The sequence below is a fragment of the Paenibacillus sp. P36 genome, assembly GCF_045866505.1.
Classification (GTDB): Bacteria; Bacillota; Bacilli; order Paenibacillales; family NBRC-103111; genus Paenibacillus_E; species Paenibacillus_E chondroitinus.
The window spans coordinates 614,560-638,944 of sequence record NZ_AP038372.1 but is presented as its reverse complement, the minus strand read 5'-3'; the positions used below and the strand labels follow the sequence as shown (position 1 = coordinate 638,944).

The 24,385-nt window shown below is 50.3% G+C and carries 21 protein-coding genes and 1 riboswitch; of the genes, 4 read left to right on the top strand and 17 right to left on the bottom strand.

Annotated elements, in window-relative coordinates:
• Window positions 1-4 precede the first annotated feature (4 nt).
• Window positions 5-1,189, bottom strand: a complete 1,185-nt coding sequence (locus tag ACKTT9_RS02945; protein ID WP_407870428.1) for a HupE/UreJ family protein — start codon at window positions 1,187-1,189, stop codon at window positions 5-7.
• Window positions 1,190-1,504: 315 nt separating this feature from the next.
• Here ACKTT9_RS02945 and ACKTT9_RS02940 point away from each other — a divergent pair, with 315 nt between their 5' ends.
• Window positions 1,505-3,658, top strand: coding sequence for a helix-turn-helix domain-containing protein (locus ACKTT9_RS02940; RefSeq protein WP_407870427.1), 2,154 nt, complete (start codon window positions 1,505-1,507; stop codon window positions 3,656-3,658).
• A 35-nt stretch (window positions 3,659-3,693) separates the two neighbouring features.
• On the opposite strand, the gene ACKTT9_RS02935 is transcribed toward ACKTT9_RS02940, so the two are convergent.
• The gene (locus ACKTT9_RS02935; protein WP_407870426.1) at window positions 3,694-5,085 is read right to left on the bottom strand and encodes an ABC transporter substrate-binding protein; all 1,392 of its coding nucleotides are present in this window, start codon (window positions 5,083-5,085) and stop codon (window positions 3,694-3,696) included.
• 93 nt (window positions 5,086-5,178) lie between these two features.
• Window positions 5,179-6,264 (bottom strand): DUF3048 domain-containing protein, encoded by a 1,086-nt coding sequence (locus ACKTT9_RS02930; protein ID WP_407870425.1) that lies wholly within the window; start codon window positions 6,262-6,264, stop codon window positions 5,179-5,181.
• Window positions 6,265-6,566: 302 nt separating this feature from the next.
• Here ACKTT9_RS02930 and ACKTT9_RS02925 point away from each other — a divergent pair, with 302 nt between their 5' ends.
• A complete protein-coding gene (locus ACKTT9_RS02925; protein WP_407870424.1) occupies window positions 6,567-6,980 on the top strand; it encodes a thiol-disulfide oxidoreductase DCC family protein in 414 nt (137 codons plus the stop codon).
• A gap of 20 nt (window positions 6,981-7,000) precedes the next feature.
• On the opposite strand, the gene ACKTT9_RS02920 is transcribed toward ACKTT9_RS02925, so the two are convergent.
• Window positions 7,001-7,801, bottom strand: a complete 801-nt coding sequence (locus ACKTT9_RS02920) for a DODA-type extradiol aromatic ring-opening family dioxygenase (RefSeq protein ID WP_407870423.1) — start codon at window positions 7,799-7,801, stop codon at window positions 7,001-7,003.
• A gap of 414 nt (window positions 7,802-8,215) precedes the next feature.
• On the bottom strand, window positions 8,216-9,139 hold the full coding sequence (locus tag ACKTT9_RS02915; protein WP_407872947.1) for an N-acetylmuramoyl-L-alanine amidase: 924 nt from the start codon (window positions 9,137-9,139) through the stop codon (window positions 8,216-8,218).
• 92 nt (window positions 9,140-9,231) lie between these two features.
• Between ACKTT9_RS02915 and ACKTT9_RS02910 the strand changes: the two genes are divergently transcribed.
• Window positions 9,232-9,357 (top strand): hypothetical protein, encoded by a 126-nt coding sequence (locus ACKTT9_RS02910; protein ID WP_407870422.1) that lies wholly within the window; start codon window positions 9,232-9,234, stop codon window positions 9,355-9,357.
• Between the two features lie 63 nt (window positions 9,358-9,420).
• On the opposite strand, the gene purD is transcribed toward ACKTT9_RS02910, so the two are convergent.
• The 12 genes from purD to purE form a co-directional block, all read right to left on the bottom strand.
• On the bottom strand, window positions 9,421-10,680 hold the full coding sequence (gene purD, locus ACKTT9_RS02905; protein WP_407870421.1) for a phosphoribosylamine--glycine ligase: 1,260 nt from the start codon (window positions 10,678-10,680) through the stop codon (window positions 9,421-9,423).
• Window positions 10,681-10,750: 70 nt separating this feature from the next.
• A complete protein-coding gene (purH, locus tag ACKTT9_RS02900) occupies window positions 10,751-12,298 on the bottom strand; it encodes a bifunctional phosphoribosylaminoimidazolecarboxamide formyltransferase/IMP cyclohydrolase (RefSeq protein ID WP_127455587.1) in 1,548 nt (515 codons plus the stop codon).
• A 34-nt stretch (window positions 12,299-12,332) separates the two neighbouring features.
• Window positions 12,333-12,950, bottom strand: a complete 618-nt coding sequence (gene purN / locus ACKTT9_RS02895) for a phosphoribosylglycinamide formyltransferase (RefSeq protein ID WP_407870420.1) — start codon at window positions 12,948-12,950, stop codon at window positions 12,333-12,335.
• Window positions 12,950-13,990 carry a phosphoribosylformylglycinamidine cyclo-ligase gene (gene purM / locus ACKTT9_RS02890; protein WP_315955661.1) on the bottom strand — a complete coding sequence of 347 codons (1,041 nt, stop codon included), beginning with the start codon at window positions 13,988-13,990 and terminating at the stop codon, window positions 12,950-12,952. Before purM ends, purN begins: the two co-directional genes overlap by 1 nt.
• A 59-nt stretch (window positions 13,991-14,049) precedes the next feature.
• Window positions 14,050-15,582, bottom strand: coding sequence for an amidophosphoribosyltransferase (gene purF / locus ACKTT9_RS02885; RefSeq protein WP_407870419.1), 1,533 nt, complete (start codon window positions 15,580-15,582; stop codon window positions 14,050-14,052).
• Window positions 15,567-17,810, bottom strand: a complete 2,244-nt coding sequence (purL, locus tag ACKTT9_RS02880) for a phosphoribosylformylglycinamidine synthase subunit PurL (RefSeq protein WP_407870418.1) — start codon at window positions 17,808-17,810, stop codon at window positions 15,567-15,569. Before purL ends, purF begins: the two co-directional genes overlap by 16 nt.
• On the bottom strand, window positions 17,788-18,483 hold the full coding sequence (gene purQ, locus ACKTT9_RS02875) for a phosphoribosylformylglycinamidine synthase subunit PurQ (RefSeq protein WP_407870417.1): 696 nt from the start codon (window positions 18,481-18,483) through the stop codon (window positions 17,788-17,790). Before purQ ends, purL begins: the two co-directional genes overlap by 23 nt.
• Window positions 18,484-18,510: 27 nt before the next feature.
• Window positions 18,511-18,750, bottom strand: a complete 240-nt coding sequence (purS, locus tag ACKTT9_RS02870; RefSeq protein WP_079414612.1) for a phosphoribosylformylglycinamidine synthase subunit PurS — start codon at window positions 18,748-18,750, stop codon at window positions 18,511-18,513.
• A gap of 30 nt (window positions 18,751-18,780) precedes the next feature.
• A complete protein-coding gene (locus ACKTT9_RS02865; protein ID WP_407870416.1) occupies window positions 18,781-19,680 on the bottom strand; it encodes a phosphoribosylaminoimidazolesuccinocarboxamide synthase in 900 nt (299 codons plus the stop codon).
• Window positions 19,681-19,713: 33 nt separating this feature from the next.
• Window positions 19,714-21,009 carry an adenylosuccinate lyase gene (gene purB / locus ACKTT9_RS02860; RefSeq protein WP_157317298.1) on the bottom strand — a complete coding sequence of 432 codons (1,296 nt, stop codon included), beginning with the start codon at window positions 21,007-21,009 and terminating at the stop codon, window positions 19,714-19,716.
• A 26-nt stretch (window positions 21,010-21,035) separates the two neighbouring features.
• The gene (gene purK / locus ACKTT9_RS02855; RefSeq protein ID WP_407870415.1) at window positions 21,036-22,211 is read right to left on the bottom strand and encodes a 5-(carboxyamino)imidazole ribonucleotide synthase; all 1,176 of its coding nucleotides are present in this window, start codon (window positions 22,209-22,211) and stop codon (window positions 21,036-21,038) included.
• Entirely contained in the window at window positions 22,208-22,693 is a 486-nt protein-coding gene (purE, locus tag ACKTT9_RS02850) for a 5-(carboxyamino)imidazole ribonucleotide mutase (RefSeq protein ID WP_315955656.1), read from the bottom strand. Before purE ends, purK begins: the two co-directional genes overlap by 4 nt.
• Window positions 22,694-22,829: 136 nt before the next feature.
• Window positions 22,830-22,931: riboswitch (purine riboswitch) on the bottom strand.
• 309 nt (window positions 22,932-23,240) lie between these two features.
• On the opposite strand from purE, the gene ACKTT9_RS02845 reads away from it, so the two are divergent.
• Window positions 23,241-24,326, top strand: coding sequence for a stalk domain-containing protein (locus ACKTT9_RS02845; protein WP_407870414.1), 1,086 nt, complete (start codon window positions 23,241-23,243; stop codon window positions 24,324-24,326).
• Window positions 24,327-24,385 lie beyond the last annotated feature (59 nt).

Genomic DNA, 24,385 nt, shown 5'->3' with positions numbered 1-24,385 from the left:
AATTTTATTGACTAATAATGCGCTCAATCAACCAGTAAAGCCCGAACACGCCAATGATCCCCGAAGCGTATTGATTCCATTTGATTTTTAACGGCAAATTTTTAATCCATAGAAGCACTGGAATCACAATCGCTACGACGACAAGCTGTCCAATTTCTACCCCCAGGTTGAATGAAAATAAAGGAAGGGCCATATGTCCAGACAACGTTCCTCGCAGCACCTCGGCAAAACCGAATCCGTGCACAAGGCCAAACAATAACGTAACGATTACACGTGCACTCTCTTTTCGCTTCCATATATTCTCTACTGCAATATACAGAATGCTGAGGGCGATTAAGGGTTCGACGATTTTAGGTGAGAGATAAGCAACCTCTAGAGAAGATAGGACTAGCGTAATGCAGTGACCTATTGTAAAGGCGGTAATCAGTCGCACGATTTTCCATACCCTTTGCTCAGCAGCTAACAGGAGTCCCAGCACGAAAAGCATATGATCCAGACCCGACCAGATGTGCTGCATCCCCATGAGAACGTAGGTTTTGAGCGTACTTAGCCAAGAAGCCGCCTCCAGTTGAACAGCAGGCTTTGCATCCAGGGCTGAAGGTGGTGCCGCTGCTGACGGATTCCCGGCTGCTGCGCCCGGCCCTTGAATCTGTACAATATAGTTCTGACTGCCAAGTACCTGCTGAATGGTTTGGCCACCGACCTGAATCGTGGCATAGTTACTATGGTTGACATCGACCCCGCTGTACCAGAAGAAATTGTATTGCATCAGATACTGCTTCACAGTGGCAGCGAATTTATATCGGATATCGATACCGATCATATCCATGCTGGCTCGTTTCTCATGCTTGGCACCGGTAATCACCGCAGATCCGATTTTCCCGTCTCCCGTTACAATCAGGCCGTCATCGACAAGCCTTGTTAAGGCATCCATAGATGCTGACAATTGTTTATCGCTGATCTTGTCGCCGCCGTCCGGCTTGTCCGGGAATATATGAACAAAGTCGCTCTCCAGAATCGACAGGTGGTATTGGATTGTATCTGCACCCACCTTGATATCGGAATACCCGGTTGAGGAGAAATGAGCTCCCGCCGAACCAGCAAAGGTCATGCTTACGATTACCGCCAAAGCAATAGCAAAAAAGCTCTTATAGATGTTGGTCACGGTTCTATCACGCATGTGTTTCATTTCGTTCCTATCCCCTCATTCGTCTTCATCAACTGATCTTGCTCTTTCGAACCTTAAGCCGCCTCTCCTTCCCATGAGCCTCGCTTGTTACCTGCCCATCATATCCGGGGGGCCGCTGCCTTGCCTATACACATGATTTTCGATACTTCCCCATTGTTTCGATTGGTTTTTTAAGCTTTTATGAACCGCCTGATCAGTAAAAATGCAAAGCTTCCAAAAAAAAGCCCATACCCTTACCGAGGATAATCGTCTACAATTGACTGTATATAACTCGCCGGAAGTCAACAGCGTAACGATCAAAGGGGCCTGCGACTTATGACTATTTTTTCATTGAATAAATCCTTGTTTCGACATGTTTTGACAAGCTTCATCATTCTGATTCTGATCTTCTCCTCTTTCAGCCTACTCATCTTCTGGATGCTAAAAAGCCACCTTCGCAGCGAGATGATCGAACAGAATCACCTCACTTTGCAGAAAGTGGCGGAGCGTTATCAGTTTCAGTTGGATAAAATTAGAGAGGCCCTTTTCAAGCAATTCACAGATAAAGATGTCATTACTCTTAACAATCAAGTGAATCTTAAAAAAGATGCCGAGTCGCTGACTACTCGTCCCATTGTTCTGGACATCCAAAGTATCGTAGGGGATTCAGAGCTTTATCTGGATAATATGATCCTTCTGTTTCGTTCTGCGAATCTGGCCATTAATAAATTTGGTCCGGGAACGAATCAAGAATTGTTTGCAGGACTGTATGTCAGTAAACCATACCCGGTTTCTTATTGGCAGTCACAGTTTCAACGTACAGAGAATTTTGTGCTTCATCCGGCTGCTGAATTTGGTGCTACACAAGCTGATCCAACGTTCAAAACCATGATTCCTTATTCCATCAAACCTGCACTAGCCGATAATATGTTGATCGCCATGATCGACGCCGATCGTTTGCGGGACGCGATGCTCAAGGAGTATCCCAATCTGGATTTAACCATTGTGGGACCGGGACAAGACCTCATTTATCAAACGAATCGTAGTAGTGCTGCTAAGCTGCCAGAGACGTTATTCTCATCTCCACCTACTGAGCGTGCCTATCTACTGGAAAAAGGGATTTATTACGTCGATTATCAAAATGAAGACAGCATGCATTTCATCATGCGAGTTACCAATCCTGATTTCGCAGGTAAAATCCTTCGTTTGGATAATCTCATGATCATCCTGCTAGGTATCTCGATTTTCATCGCTTTCGTGGTCTCGATCTTTTTCAGCAAAAGGATTAACAATCCTGTACGCCAGCTGCTGAAGGAAAAAGGGCAAATTCAACAAGAACTGAAGGAGCAGCAGTCCGAGCTGACCAACTACCACTTCATCAATAAGTTAAAAAATATCAATCTGGAATCAGGCGAATGGCCGCACATTCAAGGTACTGAAGAAACCTACACCATCGTTCTGTACGAGCTTCGCTATCGAGCAGCTGCTTTTGTAGATGTCCCGCTGAGCAAAGAGCAGATCTCACAGTCGGTCGGTGCGCAGCTCAAACAGTTTGCGGATGAAACGATTCCTGGCTCCCATACTTTTCAAATTGAGCATCATCAGTTTCTGTCTGTTTTTCCTGGTAATGAAAGAGATCGCATCATAGCCATGCTAGGGCAGCTGAAGCAGGTTCTGGATCAAGATAAACGCTACTGTCTGGTAACGGCGGCCGTAAGTTCTGCTTTCGAACATTCGATCCAGTTTGGCTATGCCTACCGCCAAGTCAATGAAATGGCCATGCAAGCCAGACTGCTGGACGAAACACAACCGATAACCGAGTTCCGCACGGACCGCTCTACGTATGTTTTAACGCTTTCGCAGGAGCAAGAATTAACCGCCGTACTGAAGGCTGGCAAAGAGCAGGAAACACTGGACCTCTTCCTCCCATGGTTACAAGAACTTAACCACAAAGAAGCGTCAGTTGATGTGTTTAGGCATATGACACTTGCTGTGACGGACAAGGCCAAGATGGTGCTGGAGCATTACAAAGTCCAAACAGAGGCCTTATGGCAGCTTAAACCCCTTCTGCTTCAGCTGGACGAATGCTGCACACTCGCGGAATACGAAATCACTTTCCAAGCTTATTTCCGAGCTGTTACTCAGATTATCCGTGAGAAAAAAGAAGCCAACGACCCTATCGTTGACCGTGTTCTTCGCGTGATTCATGAGCAATTCGCAGAGGATCTCTCGCTCGATGTCCTAGCCGATCAGCTGAATTTAAGCACCTCCTACCTCTCGACGTATATTAAGGAGAAGACGGGCGCCAACTTCATGGAACATCTGCATGATCGAAGAGTAAGCAATGCGAAGGAATTACTGCACTCGACCGATTTGAATATCCAAGAAATCAGTATTCAAGTGGGGTATCGCAACATCTCCTCGTTTAACCGGATGTTCAAAAACCGCACAGGCTCCTCCCCAGGCGAATACCGCAAAACAAAGCTATAAAAAAAAGCATCCCGAATCGGGGTGCTTTTTTAGGTTTACTGTAATGCCTGATTATACGCTGCTATTTTGGCGTTAATTTCGGCTGCTGCCGCATCAAGTGCGGCCTGCGGCGACTGCTGTCCGCTAAGTGCCTGATTGACGGCTTCCTCCGTAAGCTTCCTTGCGTCAGGATATACGCCAAGAACGCCGCCTAGCGTCGCTTTATTTAATTTTGAAGCATGATGTTGTTCGATTGCTGTCTTGAACTGTGGATATTTCTTCATGTTTTCCTGCACAATTGGCAGCTCATAGGTTTTCTTCGTGATTGGAAAATAGCCCGTGTTTACATGAAAAATGGCTTGTTGTTCAGGCTCTGACAAAAACTTCATGAACGTCCAAGCAGCCTTCTGTTCCTCCTCGGACTTACTGTTCAGAATCCAGTTGCTGCCGCCTCCAACTCCTACTCCACCACTCGCTGTCTCAGCTGGTTTCGGAAAGAAGCCTGTCCCCACTTCGAACTTGCCATCAACCGAGTCCAGGATATCACGCAATGCGGCCGTTGTATCAAAAATCATCGCAACCTTACCTTCGGCGAACGCTTTCTTCGAGGTATCACCCTTACCAGCCGAGTAGATCGCTACGTTGTTGTCCACAAGCTCCTTCCACCAAGCAAGCGCCTTAACGCCTTCTGCGCCGTTTAACTGCCAAGCGGTAGCTAGTCCATCGCGACCATTCCCGTTATTTACCCACTCTGCGCCTTGATTGGCGACAAACTGTTCCATATACCAGCTATGTGTGCCAAAATAAGCGCCCGTTACGCCGCCTTTTGTCAGCTTAGTTGCTGCTTTCTTAACGTCTTCATACAACACGGGCGGTTGATCAGGATTCAGTCCTGCTGCCGTGAACAAATCTTTGTTGTAGTATAAGATCGGATTGGATGCGTTAAAAGGCATCGAAAACAGCGTATTATCCACTGTGTAATAATTAATAATAGCTTCATCCATCTGAGATGTGTCGTACTTCTCCCGATCGATAAACGTCTGAATCGGTGTAATGGCTTTCGAATCAATCATAAACCGGGTGCCAATGTCATACACCTGTGCCATGGTAGGTGCAATTGTTGTACCGATGGACGCTTTCAACTTCGTCAGGCTATCATAATAAGAGCCCTGATAGACGGCCTCTACCTTCATATCTTTATGCGATGCATTGAACGCAGAAACGAGCTTGTCCACTACTTTGCCGTTCTCGCCGCTCATCGCGTGCCACCAGACGATTTTCGTAACCCCAACGGTCGACTCCGAGACGGCTTCTGCAGCCCCAGCTTTGCCTCCTCTAACACCGCTTTGGTTCCCCCAGATTGTATAGCTAATTCCAAAAATGCCAAACAGCAGCAAAATAAACATCGTATAAATGGGTACTGAAACTTTACGTTGAAATTTATTCATGATATTCCCCCCCCATGACTTTTAATCATAGGGGATCAATGTATGAACATGATTATTGGAATGTTAAGAGATTGTTAAATCTGTGAACTACGTCTACTCCATCTTAAGTGCGGTTCCCTCGGGCACGATCTGCACCCATGTATTGCCAGGCAACAGCGGCACTTCTTTGCCATCTTCCGCGTAGGCGCGCAGCATCCCGTTTTTGCGTTCCCATGTAATCTGCTGGGATTTGCCCTCTTGCAGGATGACGCCTTTGTTAGGGCCGAACACGTCGACCTCGCGGCGCCCTTCTTTGTCTACGATCTTGTGCTTGCTCTCCAGCACGAGCAGATTTTTGGCTTGCAGCTGCTTGCCACTTTCCTTGTCGAGATGCGGCTTGCCCTCCATGCTGCGCATGTACACACCTTCCGCAGGATTGTATTCATAGGAAACGAAATACCCTTGGAGATAAGGAATAAGAATATAATGCACGGCTGCGCCGGTAAGTTTACTTTGTCCATCATCCTTGGCAAAAGTAAGCAGCGGTCCATTCCACTCCGAGCGGAATTTGCGCGCTTCGGCGCCCTTCTTCATTTTATCCACAGAGGTATAGAGATTGTGAGGAGCTTTGCGGTCCGTAGAGCGCCAGTAGTAGGCGCCATCGCCGTAGACCTCATCAAGATGAGCCAGCTTGCGGCCGGCCATCATGTCCATCGCCTCCTGGCTCCAACCGGCATGAACGATAACGGCATCCAGCGCATCGCCGATCTCTACAAAATAAGGCCGGATGCTGCGCACTGGACCGATCGTTGTGGCCTCGTGGCTTTGGAACACGGAGACAAATCTAGTAATCTCCCCTTCTGCGAGAATTTCGTAGACGATGTCAGCCTGATCAAGGCCGGTTTGCGGCCTGGCTTGCGGAGCATTTTCGACCATGACCATGAAAGGACGGCTCTTCACTTCTTTGGCCGAAGGAAGACCAGTCAGCGGGAATTTGTAGGGCAGCTCCGTTTCTATGGCTGTGTTTGCGGGCTTCGTGGCTTGCGTTGAAGCTGATGGCGTTACTGCTGCGGTATCCGGCGTCGTTGTTGGCAGAGAAACCGGCGTATCGCTGCAGCCGACAAGGGTTATGACCGAGCAGCCGAGGACGAGCCAGGCGCTGAGCGTTTTTTTGCGGCGGGATAGGGACAATGATTTCATCAATAGGCACCTCTTCTCTTCATCTATTGTTCTATGAAAATGTATATGCTAGGCAAGAGAGAAATAGAAGACTTTTTGAGTGGGGGGCGTTGTATCAGAGAACTATTCACAACCTTCATGCTTCATATGTCGGAGGAATTCATCAGACATCTACTTCCTCCCCCTTCTTACTTTACATGATGGAGGATTTCAACGTAATTAGATATAGTAGAGGGAGAACGATGTGGTGACAGTAAGTTGCGGACGAACATCATGTAAAAAATACAGTAAATTTCGATGCACACCCCAAGGAGGCGTTGCCCATGACCAAGCCAACTGATGACAAGGCCGTCATTCTATTCGACGGCGTCTGCAATTTGTGCAGCGGAGCTGTGCAGTTCATCCTGCGGAACGACCCGAAGGGCCATTTCCGCTTCGCGTCCTTGCAGTCGGCTGCCGGGCAAAAGCTGCTAGAGCAGCAGCGGCTGCCCACGGACAATATCAGCACGATTGTGCTGATCGAGAACGGGCGCGCCTACACCCGCTCGACGGCGGCGCTGCGCATTGCCCGGCGGCTGCGCGGCGCTTATCCGCTGGCGTATGCGGCCATCCTCATTCCGCCTCCACTGCGGAATCTCGGCTATGCCTACATCGCGAGCAATCGCTATCGCTGGTTCGGCAAGGCTGAGCATTGCATGCTGCCGAAGCCTGAGTTCAAGCAGCGCTTCCTTGAATAGCGCTGCAACACAGCACGCGCTTAATCCAGGAAGCGCTCAGGCTTTTTCAAGCCGCCGAACATCCAGCAGCACAGGCTGAGCGTGCCCATTTGGAAGCTGTGATGCAGCAGCTTCGCCCGGCGTCCACCGTCTGCCGCACCTAGTGCGAGCAGCAATGGCGCAAAATGCTGCGGCGTCGGCACCGCCGCAGCCGCATGTGGCGCTCTTTCGTCGTACCTCACGAGCGCCTCAAGATTCCACGTTTCGAGCTGCTCCGCCAGCCACTCATCGAATTCTACCGCCCACAACTGGGGCACCGGATTATTCCGGTCTAGCCGTTCCAAATTGTGCACGGTGCCGCCGCTTCCGAGGATGAGGACTTCCTCCTCCCGCAAGGTGCCGAGCGCCGCACCGATGCGGTAATGCTCTTCCGGCGTCAGTCTCGGATTCACCGAGAGCGCCACTACGGGAATCTGCGCTTCCGGGTACATGAGGTACAAGGGAGCCCACACCCCATGATCCAATCCTCGCTCATCATCCAACTCACAGCGGATACCTTCCTCTTGGAGCAGCTGCTGAATATGCAAGCTCAGCGTCAAATCGCCTCTAGCTGGGTATTTAATGCTATAAACCTTATCTGATGCTCCCAAAACATCATACATCGTCTCCGGATGAATCGCTGAGCTAATCGCCTGCACAGGACTCTCCCAATACGCGCTGAATACAACAATCGCTTTGGGCCGCGGAATGCTCTTCGCCAGTTTATGTAAAAACTCGGTGTATGCATGCTGCTCAATAGCCAAGTTCGGTGTTCCATGTGCGATAAAAAAGGCTGGCAGCATGACGAATCACCCCTTCTTCCGGATTGGAAACATTTTACCAATATTCTACAGTATTCTCCAGTGTAACGAAATAAAACCTGCGGATTGTCATCCGTAAGATCTGTTTTGTTGAGTGCCCGTTGGATGAAATCCAATGAAGGGGCACATTTGAGGCTTTCCTCTTACATTACATTGGACAAATTCCAATGGGGTCTAGATAAATCGGCTTTTAGAGCCAAAAAAAGACCACCCCGTTGGATTTCGTCCAATGAAATAGGGATTTAAGCTGCTAAATCCGTCTTTCTGTTGGATTTTGTCCAACGGGATGGCTGGGAGGCCTGGTGGCCGATTGATCGTTGCCTGAAAGTTACTGGGCTCAGTGGATGTAGCCTGCGTGCCGAGAGCTTGTGGCCAAGAATGGCTGATGGACCAGCCCTACCTTGCTGGGGACCCAGCATTCAAAAACCGCTCAATCCCGTCAGCAATCCCGGCGGCGAGCTTTTGCTGGTACTCCGCTTCCGACAGCCGCTCATCTTCTTCAGGGTTAGTCATGAAACCGAGCTCAACCAGCACAACCGGCACCTTGGACCAGTTAAAACCGGACAAGTCGCTGCGCGCCGACAGCCCTCTGCCGGCTGTCCCTGTCGCCGCCTTTAACTGCTCGGCAATGAAACCGGCAGCTTGCCGGCTTTCTGCTGCAATGGGCTTCAGCGCCGCCGAAGCAGCTGACGGATACAAAACCGAAAATCCGCTCGTTTTCGGCGAGTTATCCCCATCCGCATGGATACGTACGGCCAGCGCTGCGCCGGCCTCATTCGCCATCTCCGCGCGCTGTTTATTAGAGATATCGACCTCGTGCGACTCACGAGTCATTGCCACTTCAATGCCGCGCTTCACGAGCTCGGCCTTCACCAACTGCGAAACCTCCAGGTTTAGTACATATTCCGGTTTCTTCGTACGAATGCCGACGGTGCCAGAGCTGACCTTAGGTTTCACTTCTCGCGTATCCGGGCCTACGGCCTCGGGCGCGTTGTTGCCATGACGCTGATGCCCCGGATCCAGCATCACCAGCTTGCGCACCACAGCCAGCGACTCCACAGGCGCTGCATCTGTTTCTGCTTCCGCCATTTGCTCCGTAGGTATCGGCACCGCTTCCTTCCCCTGCACCGTTAACACTGGTTCAGGCTCTTGAACCGCCGTCGGCTCAGGCGTCGGCCTCGTGCCTACAGCCGGCGTCTCCTCCGCCGGCAAGTCATTCACTTCAACACCTGCCCGCTCACCACAAGCAACCAGCAAACCAATTACCAAGAACATCATACCCATGGCGACCAACGGCATCGCCCTTTTTCCCACCATCATCACACCGTTCTCTCCTATCTATTATCTAACCATGCATGAAACGCAGAGCGGCAGCCAAAACTAGTCGAAAGGCATCCCAAGGAGGCAATCGCATGAACACCCTCTGGAACTTTATCGTAGATCACTGGATATCGCTAGCGCTCATCGTCGGCGTGATCCTCGCCATCTGGTACGAATACAAAAACAAAGACAAATACATCCGCGGCGGCAAGGATTAGTACCCATAAAAAAACAAAAACACAGCCCTTTCCCGCAAGAAAGACACTGTGTTTTTCATTGTTCTATTTCAAAGCTTTCATCGCAATATCCGTCCGGTAATGCTTCCCGTCAAAATGGATCCGGTCCGCATCCGCGTAAGCTTTCTGACGAGCTTCAACGATGTCTTTGCCGATGCCCGTGATGCCCAGAACGCGTCCGCCGTTCGTCACGATTTGACCGTTCTCCAACGCCGTTCCTGCGTGGAACACCAAGGAGTCCTGCACGTTCTCCAGCCCTGTAATCGGCAATCCTTTCGGATATGGCCCTGGGTAACCGCCGGAAGCCACGATCACACAAACCGCTGCATCCTCGCTCCACTCGATTGGCTGCTCAGCCAACGTTCCGTTGTTGATGGCAAGGAAAATATCCAGCAGATCTGTTTTGAGGCGAGGTAAAATGACCTGCGTCTCCGGATCGCCAAAACGCGCGTTGAACTCGATTGTTTTCACACCGTTCGGAGTCAAAATCAGTCCCGCATAGAGCACGCCCTTGAATGGTCGGCCCTCTTTCACCATCGCGTCAGCCGTCGGCTGGACAATGTTCACAAGCGCTTCCTGCACGATGGACTCCGGGATATGCGGCAGCGGTGAGTAAGTGCCCATTCCGCCCGTATTCGGCCCTTTGTCGTTATCGAAGACCGGCTTATGATCCTGCGAAGGCACCATCAGACGAACCGTTGAGCCATCCACGAAAGCAAGCAGCGACATCTCTTGCCCCGTCAAGAACTCCTCAATCACGACGCTCGCGCCGGATTTACCGAATACTTGATCCACCATAATATCGCGAAGCGCCGCTTCCGCTTCTTCCATCGTTTGCGCAACAGTTACGCCTTTACCAGCAGCTAATCCATCAGCTTTGATAACGATTGGCGCTTTTTGCGAACGCAAGTAAGCGAGTGCCGGTTCGTACGCGTCAAAAGTTTCATAAGCCGCCGTAGGAATGCTGTATTTTTTCAGGAGCTCCTTCATAAATACTTTGCTTCCTTCGATAATCGCCGCATTTGCGCGAGGACCGAACGCTTCAATCCCTTTGGACTCCAAGTGGTCCACAAGGCCGGCAGCGAGCGGATCGTCAGGAGCTACCATAACCAGATCAATCGCTTGCTCTTTCGCAAATGTGCTGATCTCTTCGAATTGCAGTTCCGTGATCGGCACACATTCCGCCAACCCCGCAATGCCGCCGTTCCCCGGTGCGCAGAAAAGCTTGCTGATTTTCGGGCTTTTACTCAGCGCCCATACAATGGCATGCTCGCGCCCGCCTCGTCCAATTACTAATACACGCATCTATGCCACCAGTCCCTTTCATGGGGAATGCCCACGGTCCGCACTCGAATCGTGAGCATTCTCAGTTGTTTTAGTGTTTGAAGTGACGAACGCCCGTCATGACCATCGCGATTCCGTTCTCGTTCGCTACGCGAATGGACTCTTCATCTTTGATCGATCCACCCGGTTGGATAACCGCTGTGATGCCTGCTTTCGCAGCCATTTCAAGCGTGTCGCCCATTGGGAAGAAAGCATCGGAGGAAAGAACAGCGCCTTTCGACTTGTCCCCAGCTTGCTCGATCGCAATTTTAGCCGCACCGACACGGTTCATTTGCCCCGCACCGACACCAACCGTCATGTCATCAGCGACAAGTACGATTGCGTTAGATTTAACGTGCTTAACTACTTTCCATGCAAAAAGTAGCTGCTTCATTTCTTCTTCTGTCGGCTGACGCTCGGAAACAACCTTCAGATCCGCTTCCGTCAGTTGGTAAGCATCGCTGTCTTGCACGAGCATGCCGCCTTCAACGGTTGTAACAACTGGCTCTGCCTTGCGGCCAGCAACTGTATCTAAGCCGACTACTTTCAGCAGACGGATATTTTTCTTTTTAGAAAGGATATCAAGTGCTTCTGGTGTAAAATCTGGCGCAATGACGATTTCCAAGAAAATCTCATGCAGCAATTGCGCTGTTGCTTCGTCAACCGTACGGTTCGCAGCTACGATACCACCGAAGATGGACGTAGGGTCAGCGGCGTACGCTTTTTGATAAGCTTCCAGCACATTCGTACCGATACCTACACCACAAGGATTCATGTGCTTAACTGCAACAACGGCAGGCTCGCTGAATTCCTTAACGATTTGAAGCGCCGTATTAGCGTCATTGATGTTATTGTAAGAAAGCTCTTTGCCGTGCAGCTGTTCAGCCGTTGTAATGTTGCCAGCAGCTGCATTCGGCTTGCGGTAGAAAGCCGCGCTTTGATGCGGGTTCTCTCCATAGCGAAGCTCTTGCATTTTCTCGTAAGTAACTGTGTAACGCTCTGGGTAAGGCTCGCCCATTTGTTTGGACAAGTAGTCAGCAATCAAAGCATCGTATGAGCCAGTGTGACGGAATACTTTGGCCGCAAGACGTTTGCGCGTTTCAAGTGTTGTATCGCCAGTCTCTTGGACCTCTTCAAGCACTTTGGCGTAGTCCGCTGCATCGACAACAACAGATACGAATGCATGGTTCTTTGCCGCTGAACGTAGCATAGTCGGACCGCCGATATCGATGTTCTCGATAGCGTCTTCGTAAGAGACATTCGGCTTCGCAATCGTCTCAGCAAAAGGATACAAATTCACGACAACCAGATCAATATAATCCAGCCCTAGCTTCTTCATGCTCGCTTGGTGCTCTTCGTTGTCACGAACTGCCAACAGACCGCTGTGAACAGCCGGATGCAGCGTTTTGACGCGGCCATCCATAATCTCAGGGAAGCCTGTAACCTCGGAAATCCCGATAACCGGAACCCCTTTATCCTTCAACAAACTTTGCGTACCGCCAGTAGAAATAATCTCAACGCCCAGCTTCGCCAATTCGCTTGCGAACTCAACGATCCCCGTTTTATCGGACACGCTGATCAGTGCTCTTTTGATTGCCACGGTTCTTCCTCCCAGAAAATTAATTTTATATATATTAAAACCTACAACCGAATGCCACCCTGCGGCCATCCATGCTCACGCGGCCCTCGCGCAGCCATCGAATGACCTGCGGCAGCAGCACGTGCTCAGCCGCATGAATCCGCTCCGCGAGCGATTCCGCCGTCTCATGCTCGTGGATCTCCACGGCACGCTGCGCGATGATCGGACCGGAGTCCAGCCCGCCGTCCACGAAGTGCACGGTGACGCCGGTTTGCTTCACGCCGTACTCGACGGCTTGCTCAATCGCGCGCACGCCCGGAAAGGACGGCAGCAGCGATGGATGGATGTTAATCATCCGGCCAAAAAACGGCTCAACCAGCACATTCGTAATAATACGCATGTAGCCTGCCATCACAACCAAATCAACCTGGCGGTCTTGCAGCTCCTTCAAAATAAGAGCCTCATAAGCCTCACGATTGGCATATTCCTTGGGACGGAACGCGAACACAGGCACTTTCGCTTCCTTGGCACGCTCCACCACGTAAGCCTGCGGACGGTCACAGACAAGAAGCTCGATGCTGACATCAAGCTTCCCCTTCTGTACCTGATCCACGATCGCTTGGAAATTCGAGCCGCTGCCCGAAGCAAAGATCGCTATTCGATAAGGCTGCATTACACCTCAGCTCCTTGGAACGTTACGACACGCTCGCCTTCAGTAACAACGCCCAAACGGTAAACTTTCTCGCCTTGCGCTTCCGCTGCGGCAATCGCTTTCTCCGCATCATCCGCATTCACGATAATAACCATCCCGATCCCCATGTTGAACGTGCGGAACATATCGTTGTTCGAAATGCCGCCTTCACGCTGCATCAAAGAGAAGATCGGCAGAATCGGCCATGAGCCGTATTGGATATCCACGTTCACACCGTCAGGCAGAACACGCGGTATATTTTCGATAAAACCGCCGCCTGTAATATGCGCCATGCCTTTGATCGCTACGTCTTCCAGCATCGCCAGAATCGGCTTCACATACAGCTTAGTAGGCTCTAGCAGCACGTTGCCAAGCTTATCGCCCAGTTCGTCCACATGCCCTTGAAGCGTGTACCCTTTCTCTTCCAGCAAAAGCCTGCGCACAAGAGAGAACCCGTTGCTGTGCACACCGCTTGAAGCCAGACCTAACACTACGTCTCCAGGACGGATTGTCGTACCGTCGATGATCTTTTTCTTATCGACGATTCCAACCGTAAAGCCGGCAATGTCATACTCCCCTTGTGCATACATGCCCGGCATTTCCGCCGTTTCGCCACCGATGAGTGAGCAGCCAGACTGCGCACAACCGTCAGCGATCCCTTTGATAATAGCTTCAATTTTCTCTGGAATTACTTTGTCACAAGCGAGATAGTCAAGGAAGAAAAGCGGCTCAGCGCCTTGAACAATAATATCGTTCACGCACATAGCAACCGCGTCGATCCCAATCGTATCATGCTTATCCATTGCAAAAGCAATCTTCAGCTTCGTGCCCACGCCGTCCGTTCCAGATACAAGCACAGGCTCCTCATACTTGTCTTTGTTCAAGCTGAACAGCCCGCCGAAGCCGCCGAGGTCCGTTAACACTTCAGGACGGAAAGTCCGTTTGACGTGTTTTTTCATCCGTTCTACTGCTTCGTTACCTGCCGCGATATCGACTCCGGCCTTTTTGTAAGCATCCGACACTTCGCAACCACTCCTTATATTTGTCTATATATATTGGGAGACCGAAGCCTCCCCTATCCTTAATCGCAAGCACAACCAACCTTCGTTACATCCACAATCTCCGTTGGGTACGTATTATCGAAGCAAGCTGTACAGTACCCGCTCTGGGAACCGGCCGATCCTTGACCAATGGAATCGAGCAGCCCTTCTTTGGTTAAAAAATGCAGGGAATCCGCGTTGATCGCCTTACGAATTTCCTCGATAGAGTTCATCGCAGCGATCAGCTCTTTCCGATCCGGTGTATCAATGCCGTAGTAGCATGGATTCATGAAAGGCGGCGAAGAAATCCGCACATGCACTTCTGTAGCTCCAGCTTCTCTAAGCAAATTCACAATGCGAAGGGACGTTGTTCCACGAACGATGGAATCATCGATCATCACGACACGTTTGCCTTCAACTACTTTGCGAACGGCGCTCAGCTTCATTTTGACACCTTGTTCACGAAGCTCCTGGCTTGGAATGATGAACGTCCGCCCTGTGTAGCGGTTCTTGATCAGCCCCAACTCATAAGGGATACCCGTTTGTTCAGCAAAACCAATTGCCGCCGAGATACTGGAATCCGGCACGCCGGTTACTACATCCGCATCAACGAAAGCTTCCATCGCCAACTTTTTACCCATCCGCTTACGAGCGGAGTGAATGTTTACGGTATCGATGTCGCTGTCCGGACGAGCAAAGTAGATATATTCCATCGCACAAATGGCGCGTCGACCGCTCTCCGTGAACTGCTCGGAACGGAAACCATCGCGATCCAGCACGATGAGTTCGCCTGGCTGTACATCACGGAAATAAGTAGCTCCCACCGCATCAAAAGCGCAGGACTCAGAAGCGAACAAGTAGGAATCGCCGAGACGGCCGATCATGAATGGGCGCAAACCGTTCGGATCAAGCGCAGCAATCATTTTATCTTTGGTAATGATCAGGAAGGCAAATCCGCCAATAACTTGCGTCAAAGCGTCTTTGACCGCATCCACGATATCGTCATGCTCCGAACGGGCAATCAGATGCGCTAGGACTTCCGTATCGCTTGTCGTTTGGAAAATCGATCCCTTACGCTCAAGCTCACGCTTGATAATGTTCGCATTATCGAGGTTACCGTTCGTCGCAATGGCCAGATCGCCCTCACGATATTTGAAAACTAACGGCTGTGCATTCGCCAGCTTGCTTTCGCCTGCAGTCGAATACCGCACGTGTGCAATTGCTGTGGAACCTGTCAAAGGTGACAAGTTTTCGCCAGTGAATACCTCTTTGGCAAGCCCCATACCGCGATAGTAGTTAAACTTGCCGTCTTCTACCGTACAAATACCAGCGCTTTCCTGTCCACGGTGCTGCAAAGCATGAAGGCCATAGTAGCATAGAGAGGAAGCTTCGGAATGACCATACACCCCGAAAACGCCGCACTCTTCATTCAGCTTATCAAACAATCCGCCATGGCCGCCTACACCTTCGTTGAAGTACTCCCCTGTCCAAAGCTCGTGCTGCTGATCCCCCAGATTAACCAGGGGAGCCGCAGGAAGCTTTAGGGCCTTGGATTGTTTTATGCCATTAGACATGGAATCGCATCCTTCCAGACTTTCGCCAGCTCGTTAACCGAAGACTGGAGACGCTGTTCGTTGTTGATTTTCACAGTTAGTACTGTACCTGTTACTGTTCCAATTTCTTGATAAGGCACGCCTTGCGAAGCAACCCAGTGCTTCAGAGCATCCGCTTTGTCCGGGGAAGCACTTAGCAAAATACGGGATTGGGATTCGCTGAACAATGCGAAATCAGGACGAAGCTCGGAAGCTACGTTAACGTCAGCGCCTACACGGCCGCTGATGCAGCTTTCTGCCAAAGCAACGGCCAAGCCGCCTTCGGACAAGTCATGCGCAGAAGCGACAAGACCTTCTTGGATCGCTTTAAGCACTGTGTTTTGAAGGCGTTTCTCCACTGCTAGATCAAGCACTGGAGGGCGGCCTTCGGTTACGCCGTGAATCACATATTGGAATTCGCTGCCGCCGAGTTCCGCTTTCGTCTCGCCGAGCAGGATGATGATGTCGCCTTCTTTTTTGAAGCTTTGCGTCGTGATGTGGTCGATGTCATGCACCAGACCTACCATTCCGATAACCGGTGTCGGGTAAATTGCGCCTTTGGCGTTCTCATTGTAAAGAGAAACGTTACCGCCGATAACCGGCGTATCCAAGAAGCGGCAAGCTTCCGCCATACCGTCAGTGGATTTCTCCAACTGCCAGAAAATCTCAGGCTTGTCAGGGCTACCGAAGTTCAGGTTGTCCGTAACAGCCAAAGGCTCAGCGCCGGAGCAAACAACGTTACGCGCTGCTTCGGAAACGGCGATCCGTCCGCCAACTTCCGGATCCAAGTACACATAACGTCCGTTGCAGTCGGTAGTCATCGCAAGACCTTTGCGCGTGCCGCGAATGGTCACAACCGCTGCATCCGAACCCGGACGCACAGCTGTATCCGTACGAACCATGTGGTCATACTGGTTGTAAACCCACTCTTTGCTCGCTACCGTCGGGGACGCGAGCACCGATTTCAGCGCATCCGTCAGCTTCGTTACCTCTGGGTAACGCGTCGTGTCGATCGCTGCGCTTGCTTCATAATAAGCCGGAACCTTGCTCGGCTTATTGTAAACCGGGCACTCGTCGACGAGTGCGCCTACTGGCATGTTCCCCACGACTTCACCGTGGTGGATCAGCTTCAGGTAACCGTCGTCGGTTACCTTACCGACTTTCGCGCAGTGCAGACCCCAGCGCTCGAAAATACCTTTCGCTTGCGCCTCATGCTTCGGCTCAACAACGAACAACATGCGCTCTTGCGACTCGGACAGCATCATTTCATAAGCTGTCATGCCTTCTTCGCGCTGCGGAACTTCATCCAGGTAAAGCTCCATGCCGTTGCCGGCTTTACTTGCCATCTCCGCGCTGGAGCAGGTAAGGCCTGCAGCGCCCATATCTTGAATTCCGAGCACGATGCCGGAATCGATTAACTCTAAGCACGCTTCCAGCACGAGCTTTTCCATGAACGGATCGCCCACTTGTACCGCCGGGCGTTTCGCTTCGGACTCAGCCGTCAATTCCTCGGAAGCGAATGTCGCACCGTGGATACCGTCGCGGCCTGTTGCCGGACCGACGTAGAACACTGGGTTGCCTACACCTTTGGCAACACCGCGTTGGATTTTGTCGTGGTCGATAAGACCCACGCACATTGCGTTAACGAGCGGATTTCCTTCGTAGCTCTCGTCGAACATCACTTCGCCGCCGACTGTCGGAATCCCGATACAGTTACCATAACCAGCGATACCGGATACAACGTGCTCGAACAGGTATTTCACGCGGTCATTTTGCAGCTTGCCGAAACGCAAAGAGTTCAATAAAGCCACCGGGCGTGCGCCCATGGAGAAAATATCACGAATAATACCGCCCACACCTGTCGCCGCGCCTTGGTAAGGCTCGATGGCGGAAGGGTGGTTATGACTTTCAATTTTGAAAACAACCGCTTGGTTGTCCCCGATATCTACAATCCCTGCGCCTTCGCCAGGTCCCATCAGAACGCGAGGTCCTGTAACCGGGAATTTGCGAAGCACTGGTTTGGAATTTTTGTAAGAACAATGCTCGGACCACATTACGCTAAATACGCCGATCTCCACATAGTTAGGATTACGTCCAAGGAAGCCGCAAATTTTGGCAAACTCTTCGTCCGTTACGCCCATTTGCTTGTAAATTTTCTGCTCCGCGATTTGTTCGGCTGTTGGTTCCTTAGCGGATAGCTGCTGCGTCATGTTTTTCCCTCCAAGCACTTAGAATAGATGTGAACATTTTCTTGCCGTCTGCGGAGCCCAGAATCTCATGAATGGCGCGCTCCGGATGGGGCATCATACCTACAACATTGCCTGCTTTGTTGCTAATTCCGGCAATATCGTCAAGGGATCCGTTCGGGTTAGACCCTGCTTCATAACGGAAAACGATTTGATTGTTTTCTTGCAGTTCTTTCAATGTAGCATCGTCACAATAGTAGTTGCCTTCGCCGTGTGCGATCGGAATATTGATAAGCTCACCTTCGGCGTAATCACGCGTGAAGGCCGTTGTATTGTTTTCCACTTTCAAAACTGTTTGGTGGCAGCGGAATTTCATGCCGTTATTGCGCAGCAAAGCGCCTGGCAGCAATTTAGCTTCCGTCAAGACTTGGAATCCGTTACAAATACCTAGAATGTATTTGCCTTCTTCCGCCGCTTTAGCCACAGCTTTCATCACATTCGTAAATTGTGCAATCGCTCCGCAGCGCAGGTAATCCCCATAAGAGAATCCGCCCGGCACGAGGATGCAATCGTATTTGGACAAATCGTCCGCCGTATGCCACACATAATCAACCGGTTGTCCAATCGTGTCCTCAACTGCTTTGTAGCAGTCGATGTCACAGTTCGATCCCGGAAATACAAGAACCGCAAAATTCATGACGTTTCCTCCCTCTCCTGATCTCTATTAGGCCAACTCGTAGCGGTAGTCTTCGATAACTGTGTTCGCAAGCAGCTTCTCGCACATAGCTTTCACGCGTGCTTCTGCTTCTGCTTTATCCGTTGTTCCAAGTTCCAACTCCAAATATTTCCCGATGCGCACTTTGCCAACTTCCTCAAAACCCATGGAATGAAGCGCTCCTTGCACCGCTGTTCCTTGCACATCCAATACGTTCTGCTTAATCGTTACGTAGACCGTTGCTTTCATTTTCTATTCTCCTCCTCGTATGTGCTTGCTCTAATTTTCTGAATCGACTAAACGGTGCAAAATCTCTTTGTATCGGTTCGCAGTCTCTTCCACGACAGAAGCTGGAAGCTCATCCGGCTCACTGTTTTTATCCCAACCGGAACTCGCCAAATACGTACGAACAGGCTCTTTGTCCATGGAATCAATCTCGATATCCAAGGCATATTTATCTTCCGACCAATAACGAGAGGAATCCGGCGTGAAAATTTCATCAATAATAATCAGTTCACCTGCATAAAAGCCGAATTCAAACTTCGTATCTGCTAAAATAATGCCTTTGCGCTCACAAATGGAATGAGCTAGCGTATAAAGCATGATGCTGCGCTCTTGCAGCGCGTACGTCAGCTCTTCGCCAACCAGCTCAACCATCTGCTCGATGGAGATGTCCTCGTCGTGGCCGACATCATTTTTCGCCGCCGGGGTGAAAATAGGGTCCTGGAGACGTTGGTTTTTGCGCAATCCTTCAGGCAGCTTACGGCCGTTGATCTCGCCGGTTTTCTCGTACTGTCTCCAGCCGTTGCCTGTGATATATCCGCGAATGACGCACTCGATGGAGATGCGCTCCGCTTTTTTCGCTACAATAATACGCTCTTTCAGAAGCTCTCTCGCTGCCGCATCCGGAATAATATCTTGAAGCAGCTCGACATCCGTGTGAACGATATGATTTTTCATATAACCGCTCGTGATTTCGAACCAGTACTTGCTGAGCGCGTTAAGCACGTATCCTTTGTCAGGAACACCCGGCTTCAAAATGTAATCAAAAGCTGAAATCCGATCCGTCACGACGATCAGGAAATTTTCACCCAAATCATACAGCTCGCGTACCTTGCCTTTGTGTACCAGAGGCGCTTTTACGAGTTCAACCGCTGAATCAAGGATTTTACCTGCCACAGACAACCCATCCCTTCTCTCCCAAAGTGCCTTCTATTTCAAACCTAAACGGTCAAAGATTGTAGTCACATGTTTCAAATGCCAGCTTGGATCAAAGCAATCCGCAATTTCAGCCGGGCTCAATACTTCCGTAATTGTACGCTCATTCTCTACGATGTCACGGAACGAACGCTGCTCTTCCCAAGCTTGCATCGCTCTAGGCTGTACAGTATCGTACGCTTGCTCGCGGGAGAAACCTTTGTCGATCAGCTTCGTCATGACGCGGCCGGAGAAAGGCACATCGTACGTGCTGCGCATATTGCGTTTCATGTTCTCCGGGAACACCGTCAAGTTTTTAATGATGTTGCCAAGACGGTTCAGCATGTAGTTCAGCAATTGTGTAGCATCCGGAAGGATGACACGCTCAACGGAGGAGTGCGAAATGTCGCGCTCATGCCAAAGCGTCACGTTCTCGTAAGCCGAAATCATATGCCCGCGAATGACACGGGACAAACCGGAAATGCTCTCGCAACCGATCGGATTGCGTTTGTGCGGCATTGCAGAGGAACCTTTTTGACCTTTTGCAAACGGCTCTTCCACTTCACGGAACTCACTCTTTTGCAGGGCGCGAATTTCTGTCGCGAATTTGTCCAGGGATGTAGCAACGAGCGCCAGAGTAGCCATGTACTCGGCATGACGGTCACGCTGCAGCGTTTGTGTGGAAATCGGAGCTGCTTTCGTGCCAAGCTTCTCGCACACGTACTGCTCTACGAACGGATCGATGTTCGCGTAGGTGCCTACTGCACCGGAGATTTTACCGAATTGTACGCCATCAGCGGCAAAACGGAAACGCTCCAGGTTACGTTTCATTTCCTCGTACCAAAGCGCCATTTTGAGTCCGAACGTCGTCGGCTCTGCATGCACACCATGCGTTCTGCCCATCATGGCTGTATCTCTATGTTCAATCGCTTTATTGCGAAGAATTTCTATGAAGTTCTGAATGTCTTTGTCCAAAATCTCGTTGGCTTGTCTTAGCAAGTAACCAAGTGCCGTATCTACAACGTCTGTTGAAGTTAATCCGTAGTGAACCCATTTACGCTCAGGCCCCAATGTCTCGGATACCGCTCTTGTGAAGGCAATAACGTCATGACGCGTTTCTTGCTCGATTTCGTAGATGCGGTCGATGTTGAAGCTTGCGTTCTCGCGCAGCACTTTCACATCTTCTTTCGGGATTACGCCTAGTTCAGCCCAAGCCTCACAGGATAAAATTTCAACTTCGAGCCATGCTTGAAACTTGTTTTGCTCAGTCCAAATGCTCGCCATTTCGGGGCGCGTATAACGTTCGATCATTTTGCCGTTCCTCCAATAATTATCATTTACTTACTTTCCCAAATCGTCGTGCGTTCTATCCAAGTCAGTGCTTGCTCTACATCGTTTGTCAGCAGATTAATGTGTCCCATCTTGCGTTTCTCTTTTGCTTCCTTTTTCCCGTACAGATGAACCTTGGCGCTAACGCCTAAGTCTGCATCTTCCAAGAAACCGGGCTGGTCGATCTGGCCGTTAAGCGGTTCGATATGCTCGCCGAGCAAATTCACCATAACCACTGGGGATAAAAGCTCCGTCGAACCTAACGGCAAGTTGCAAATCGCTCGAACATGCTGCTCGAACTGTGACGTGCGGCACGCTTCCATCGTGTAATGACCGGAATTGTGCGGGCGCGGCGCAAGCTCGTTAACGTATAGCTGGCCATCCTTCGTCAGGAACAGCTCTACGGCGATCAATCCGATCACGCCAAGTCCTTCGGCGATTCGCGTCGCCAGCTTCTCGGCTTCCTGCTGCACATCCGCTGGGATGCGGGCAGGTACGATGGATTGATGCAGGATGTTATGTACATGTATATTTTCCGCTGCAGGGAATGCTTTCACCTCACCGCGAGGGCTTCTTGCTGCAATAACGGATAATTCTTTGTCAAAATGAATGAATTGTTCGAGAACGAGCTCGGTTTTGGCACGGCTCAGCGTTTCGTAGGCTTCCTCTACTTCATCTAAAGAGCGAATGACCCATTGGCCTTTGCCATCGTAACCACCCGTTGCCGTTTTGAGCACACACGGTGTGCCGAACTTGATGACTGCCTCTTTCAGCTCTGCGGCGCTCTTGATTTCCGTATAAGGGGCAACCGGAACGCCTGCCGCCTCAATAGCTCTCTTCTCGCGAAGGCGATGCTGAGTCGTATATAAAAGCTCGCTTCCTTGGGGAACATAGGACTCATTCATAAGAATGCTAGTCACGTGAGCGTCCACGTTCTCGAATTCGTAAGTGATCACATCGGATAATGCCGCAAGCTTCCGCGCCGCTTCGACATCATCGAAATTCGCAAGAATCTGTTCATCTGCGACTTGTCCGCATGGCGCATCCTCTGTGGGATCGAGCGTTACGAAGCGATACCCCATGTTGCGACCGGCCAAGGCCAGCATGCGGCCTAGCTGCCCGCCGCCCAAGACGCCGATCGTGCCGCCGGGCTTGATGACCTTACCACCTGCTGTGTCTGTCATAACAGGTCACTGCTTTCCATCACTGTCTGCGCGACGCGTTCACGGCGTGCTCTGACCCTCGCTTGCAGCTCAGGATCGAAAGCGCCCAGAATTTGCGCAGCCAGAAGGCCTGCATTCGTTGCGCCTGCATGCCCGATCGCCACCGTAGCAACCGGAATGCCGCCCGGCATCTGCACGATCGAAAGCAAGGAATCGAGACCGTTCAGCGTCGATGTTTTGACTGGAACACCAATAACCGGAAGCTCCGTTTTGGCTGCTACCATTCCTGGTAGATGTGCCGCTCCGCCTGCTCCGGCGATAATGACTTGAATGCCGCGGCCTGCCGCTGCGGCTGCATATTCGAACATCAGATCCGGCGTTCTGTGCGCGGAAACCACCTTTTTCTCATAAGGCACTCCCAGCTCTTCCAACATGTCGCATGCGTGCTTCATCGTTTCCCAATCCGACTGGCTTCCCATTATGACACCAACACGTACCGTCATCACTAACCCACTCTCTATTGTATGGTAAATATGGTCAAACCCTCTAAACCAAAAAATGCCCAGAGCTAGAATACACGATTCTATCCGCTGGACAGCAAAAGAACCGAATGCAAAAAGACCATCATCTTCCTATGGTTTCCCTCATTCGCTTCCTCGTAGTCCAAAAATTCATGGTTTTTGGGTAGAAACTTTCAGGCCTTATCCCTGATTTTATACGAGTTGATTCGACATTTTCAATTAGTGCGGCTTCATTTCCCGCTTCCCTAGTTTACTACCAACTGACGTGTCATGTCAATTTCAAAAAACGAACGATTTTTAGGTAAATCTTTTGAATAGTTCGTTTTTTGCTGTTTTTTTCTCTAAAAACAAACTTTTGAGACATTCTTTCTATTTTCACCCTCACATCATGGTTAGACTTGTTCGGTATTCGGGTATAGAATAGGAAAAGACCCTCATCTTTTTTTCGACAAATCCGAAGAATGACACAAACTTTTCCGCGCAAATATCGTCTAATAAGATAGATGACTTCAAAAAGGAGAGAGTTCAAATGAAAAAGAAGATGTTCTCTGTAAAAATCGCATTGGCTACAGCCCTGCTAGTCGCTGCAAGCTCTGCTCTTCTCCCGCAGCAGGCAAGTGTGTATGCCCAATCCGACAGCGTGGATTTCAGCGTACAGCTCGCAACGATTAATATTCAGATCGGGGATCAACTGCTTAGTGTGCCTGGTGGTAAATCGAAGGATGGCGACACCTACGTCGGCCTCGCTTTTCTTAGCAAGGAACTGGGCTTGACGACTTCCTGGGATGCAACGACCAAAACCGTCACCGTCAGCGGGCCTAATAAGACAATAAGCATGCAAAACCAAAGCACGCAATATGCGCTGAATGGTCACACCTTTTTCGCGCCTCTGCCTCCCGTCATTATCGATGGAACAACCTATTTGCCACTTCGTCTGCTGCTGGAGCAAATGGGCTATTCGATCGGTTACAACGATAAAAGCCGTGTCGTGAGTATTTCTAAAATCAAAGAAAACGAACTTAAGCTGACGAACAAGTCCGAGACGCAAACGAAGAGTGATAACCGCAGCATTAGCTTGCAGTATCCTCAGATCGAAGGCTGGGCGAATTCCGCTGCAAGCACGAAAATTAACACATTCATTCAAAATGAGATTGCCAAATATAGAGCCGCGGCCATCCAACAATTAGCCGATCTTACCGAGGATAGCAACGGGAATGAACCGGATTTTCCGAATACGTTCGATGTCAATTATCAAATTACTTATAATCAGGACCATAAGCTAAGTCTGTATTTTATCGTTTACACTTTCTCTGGCGGTGCGCACGGGTTCTATTCCTGGGATGCCCATACGTTCGATCTGGATACGGGAAATGAGCTGACTCTTCAGCAGGTGACTTCGAATAACACGACCTATAAGACTATTATCAATCAAGAGATTAAGAAGCAATTAAAAGCGAATGATTATGAACTTATTGAACCGTTCGAATCTATTCGTAATGATCAAGGCTTTTATTTAAAAGATGACACCGTCGTCGTTTATTTCGGGCTTTACGAGTACGCCCCTTATGCGCTGGGAATTCTGGAGTTTCCGATTCCGTTGTCTGATTTTAAGTGAGATCGCAAAAAGCGCCCCAACGACTGCGCGAAGCTGTGAGAGAGCTTCTTCGTAGCGTT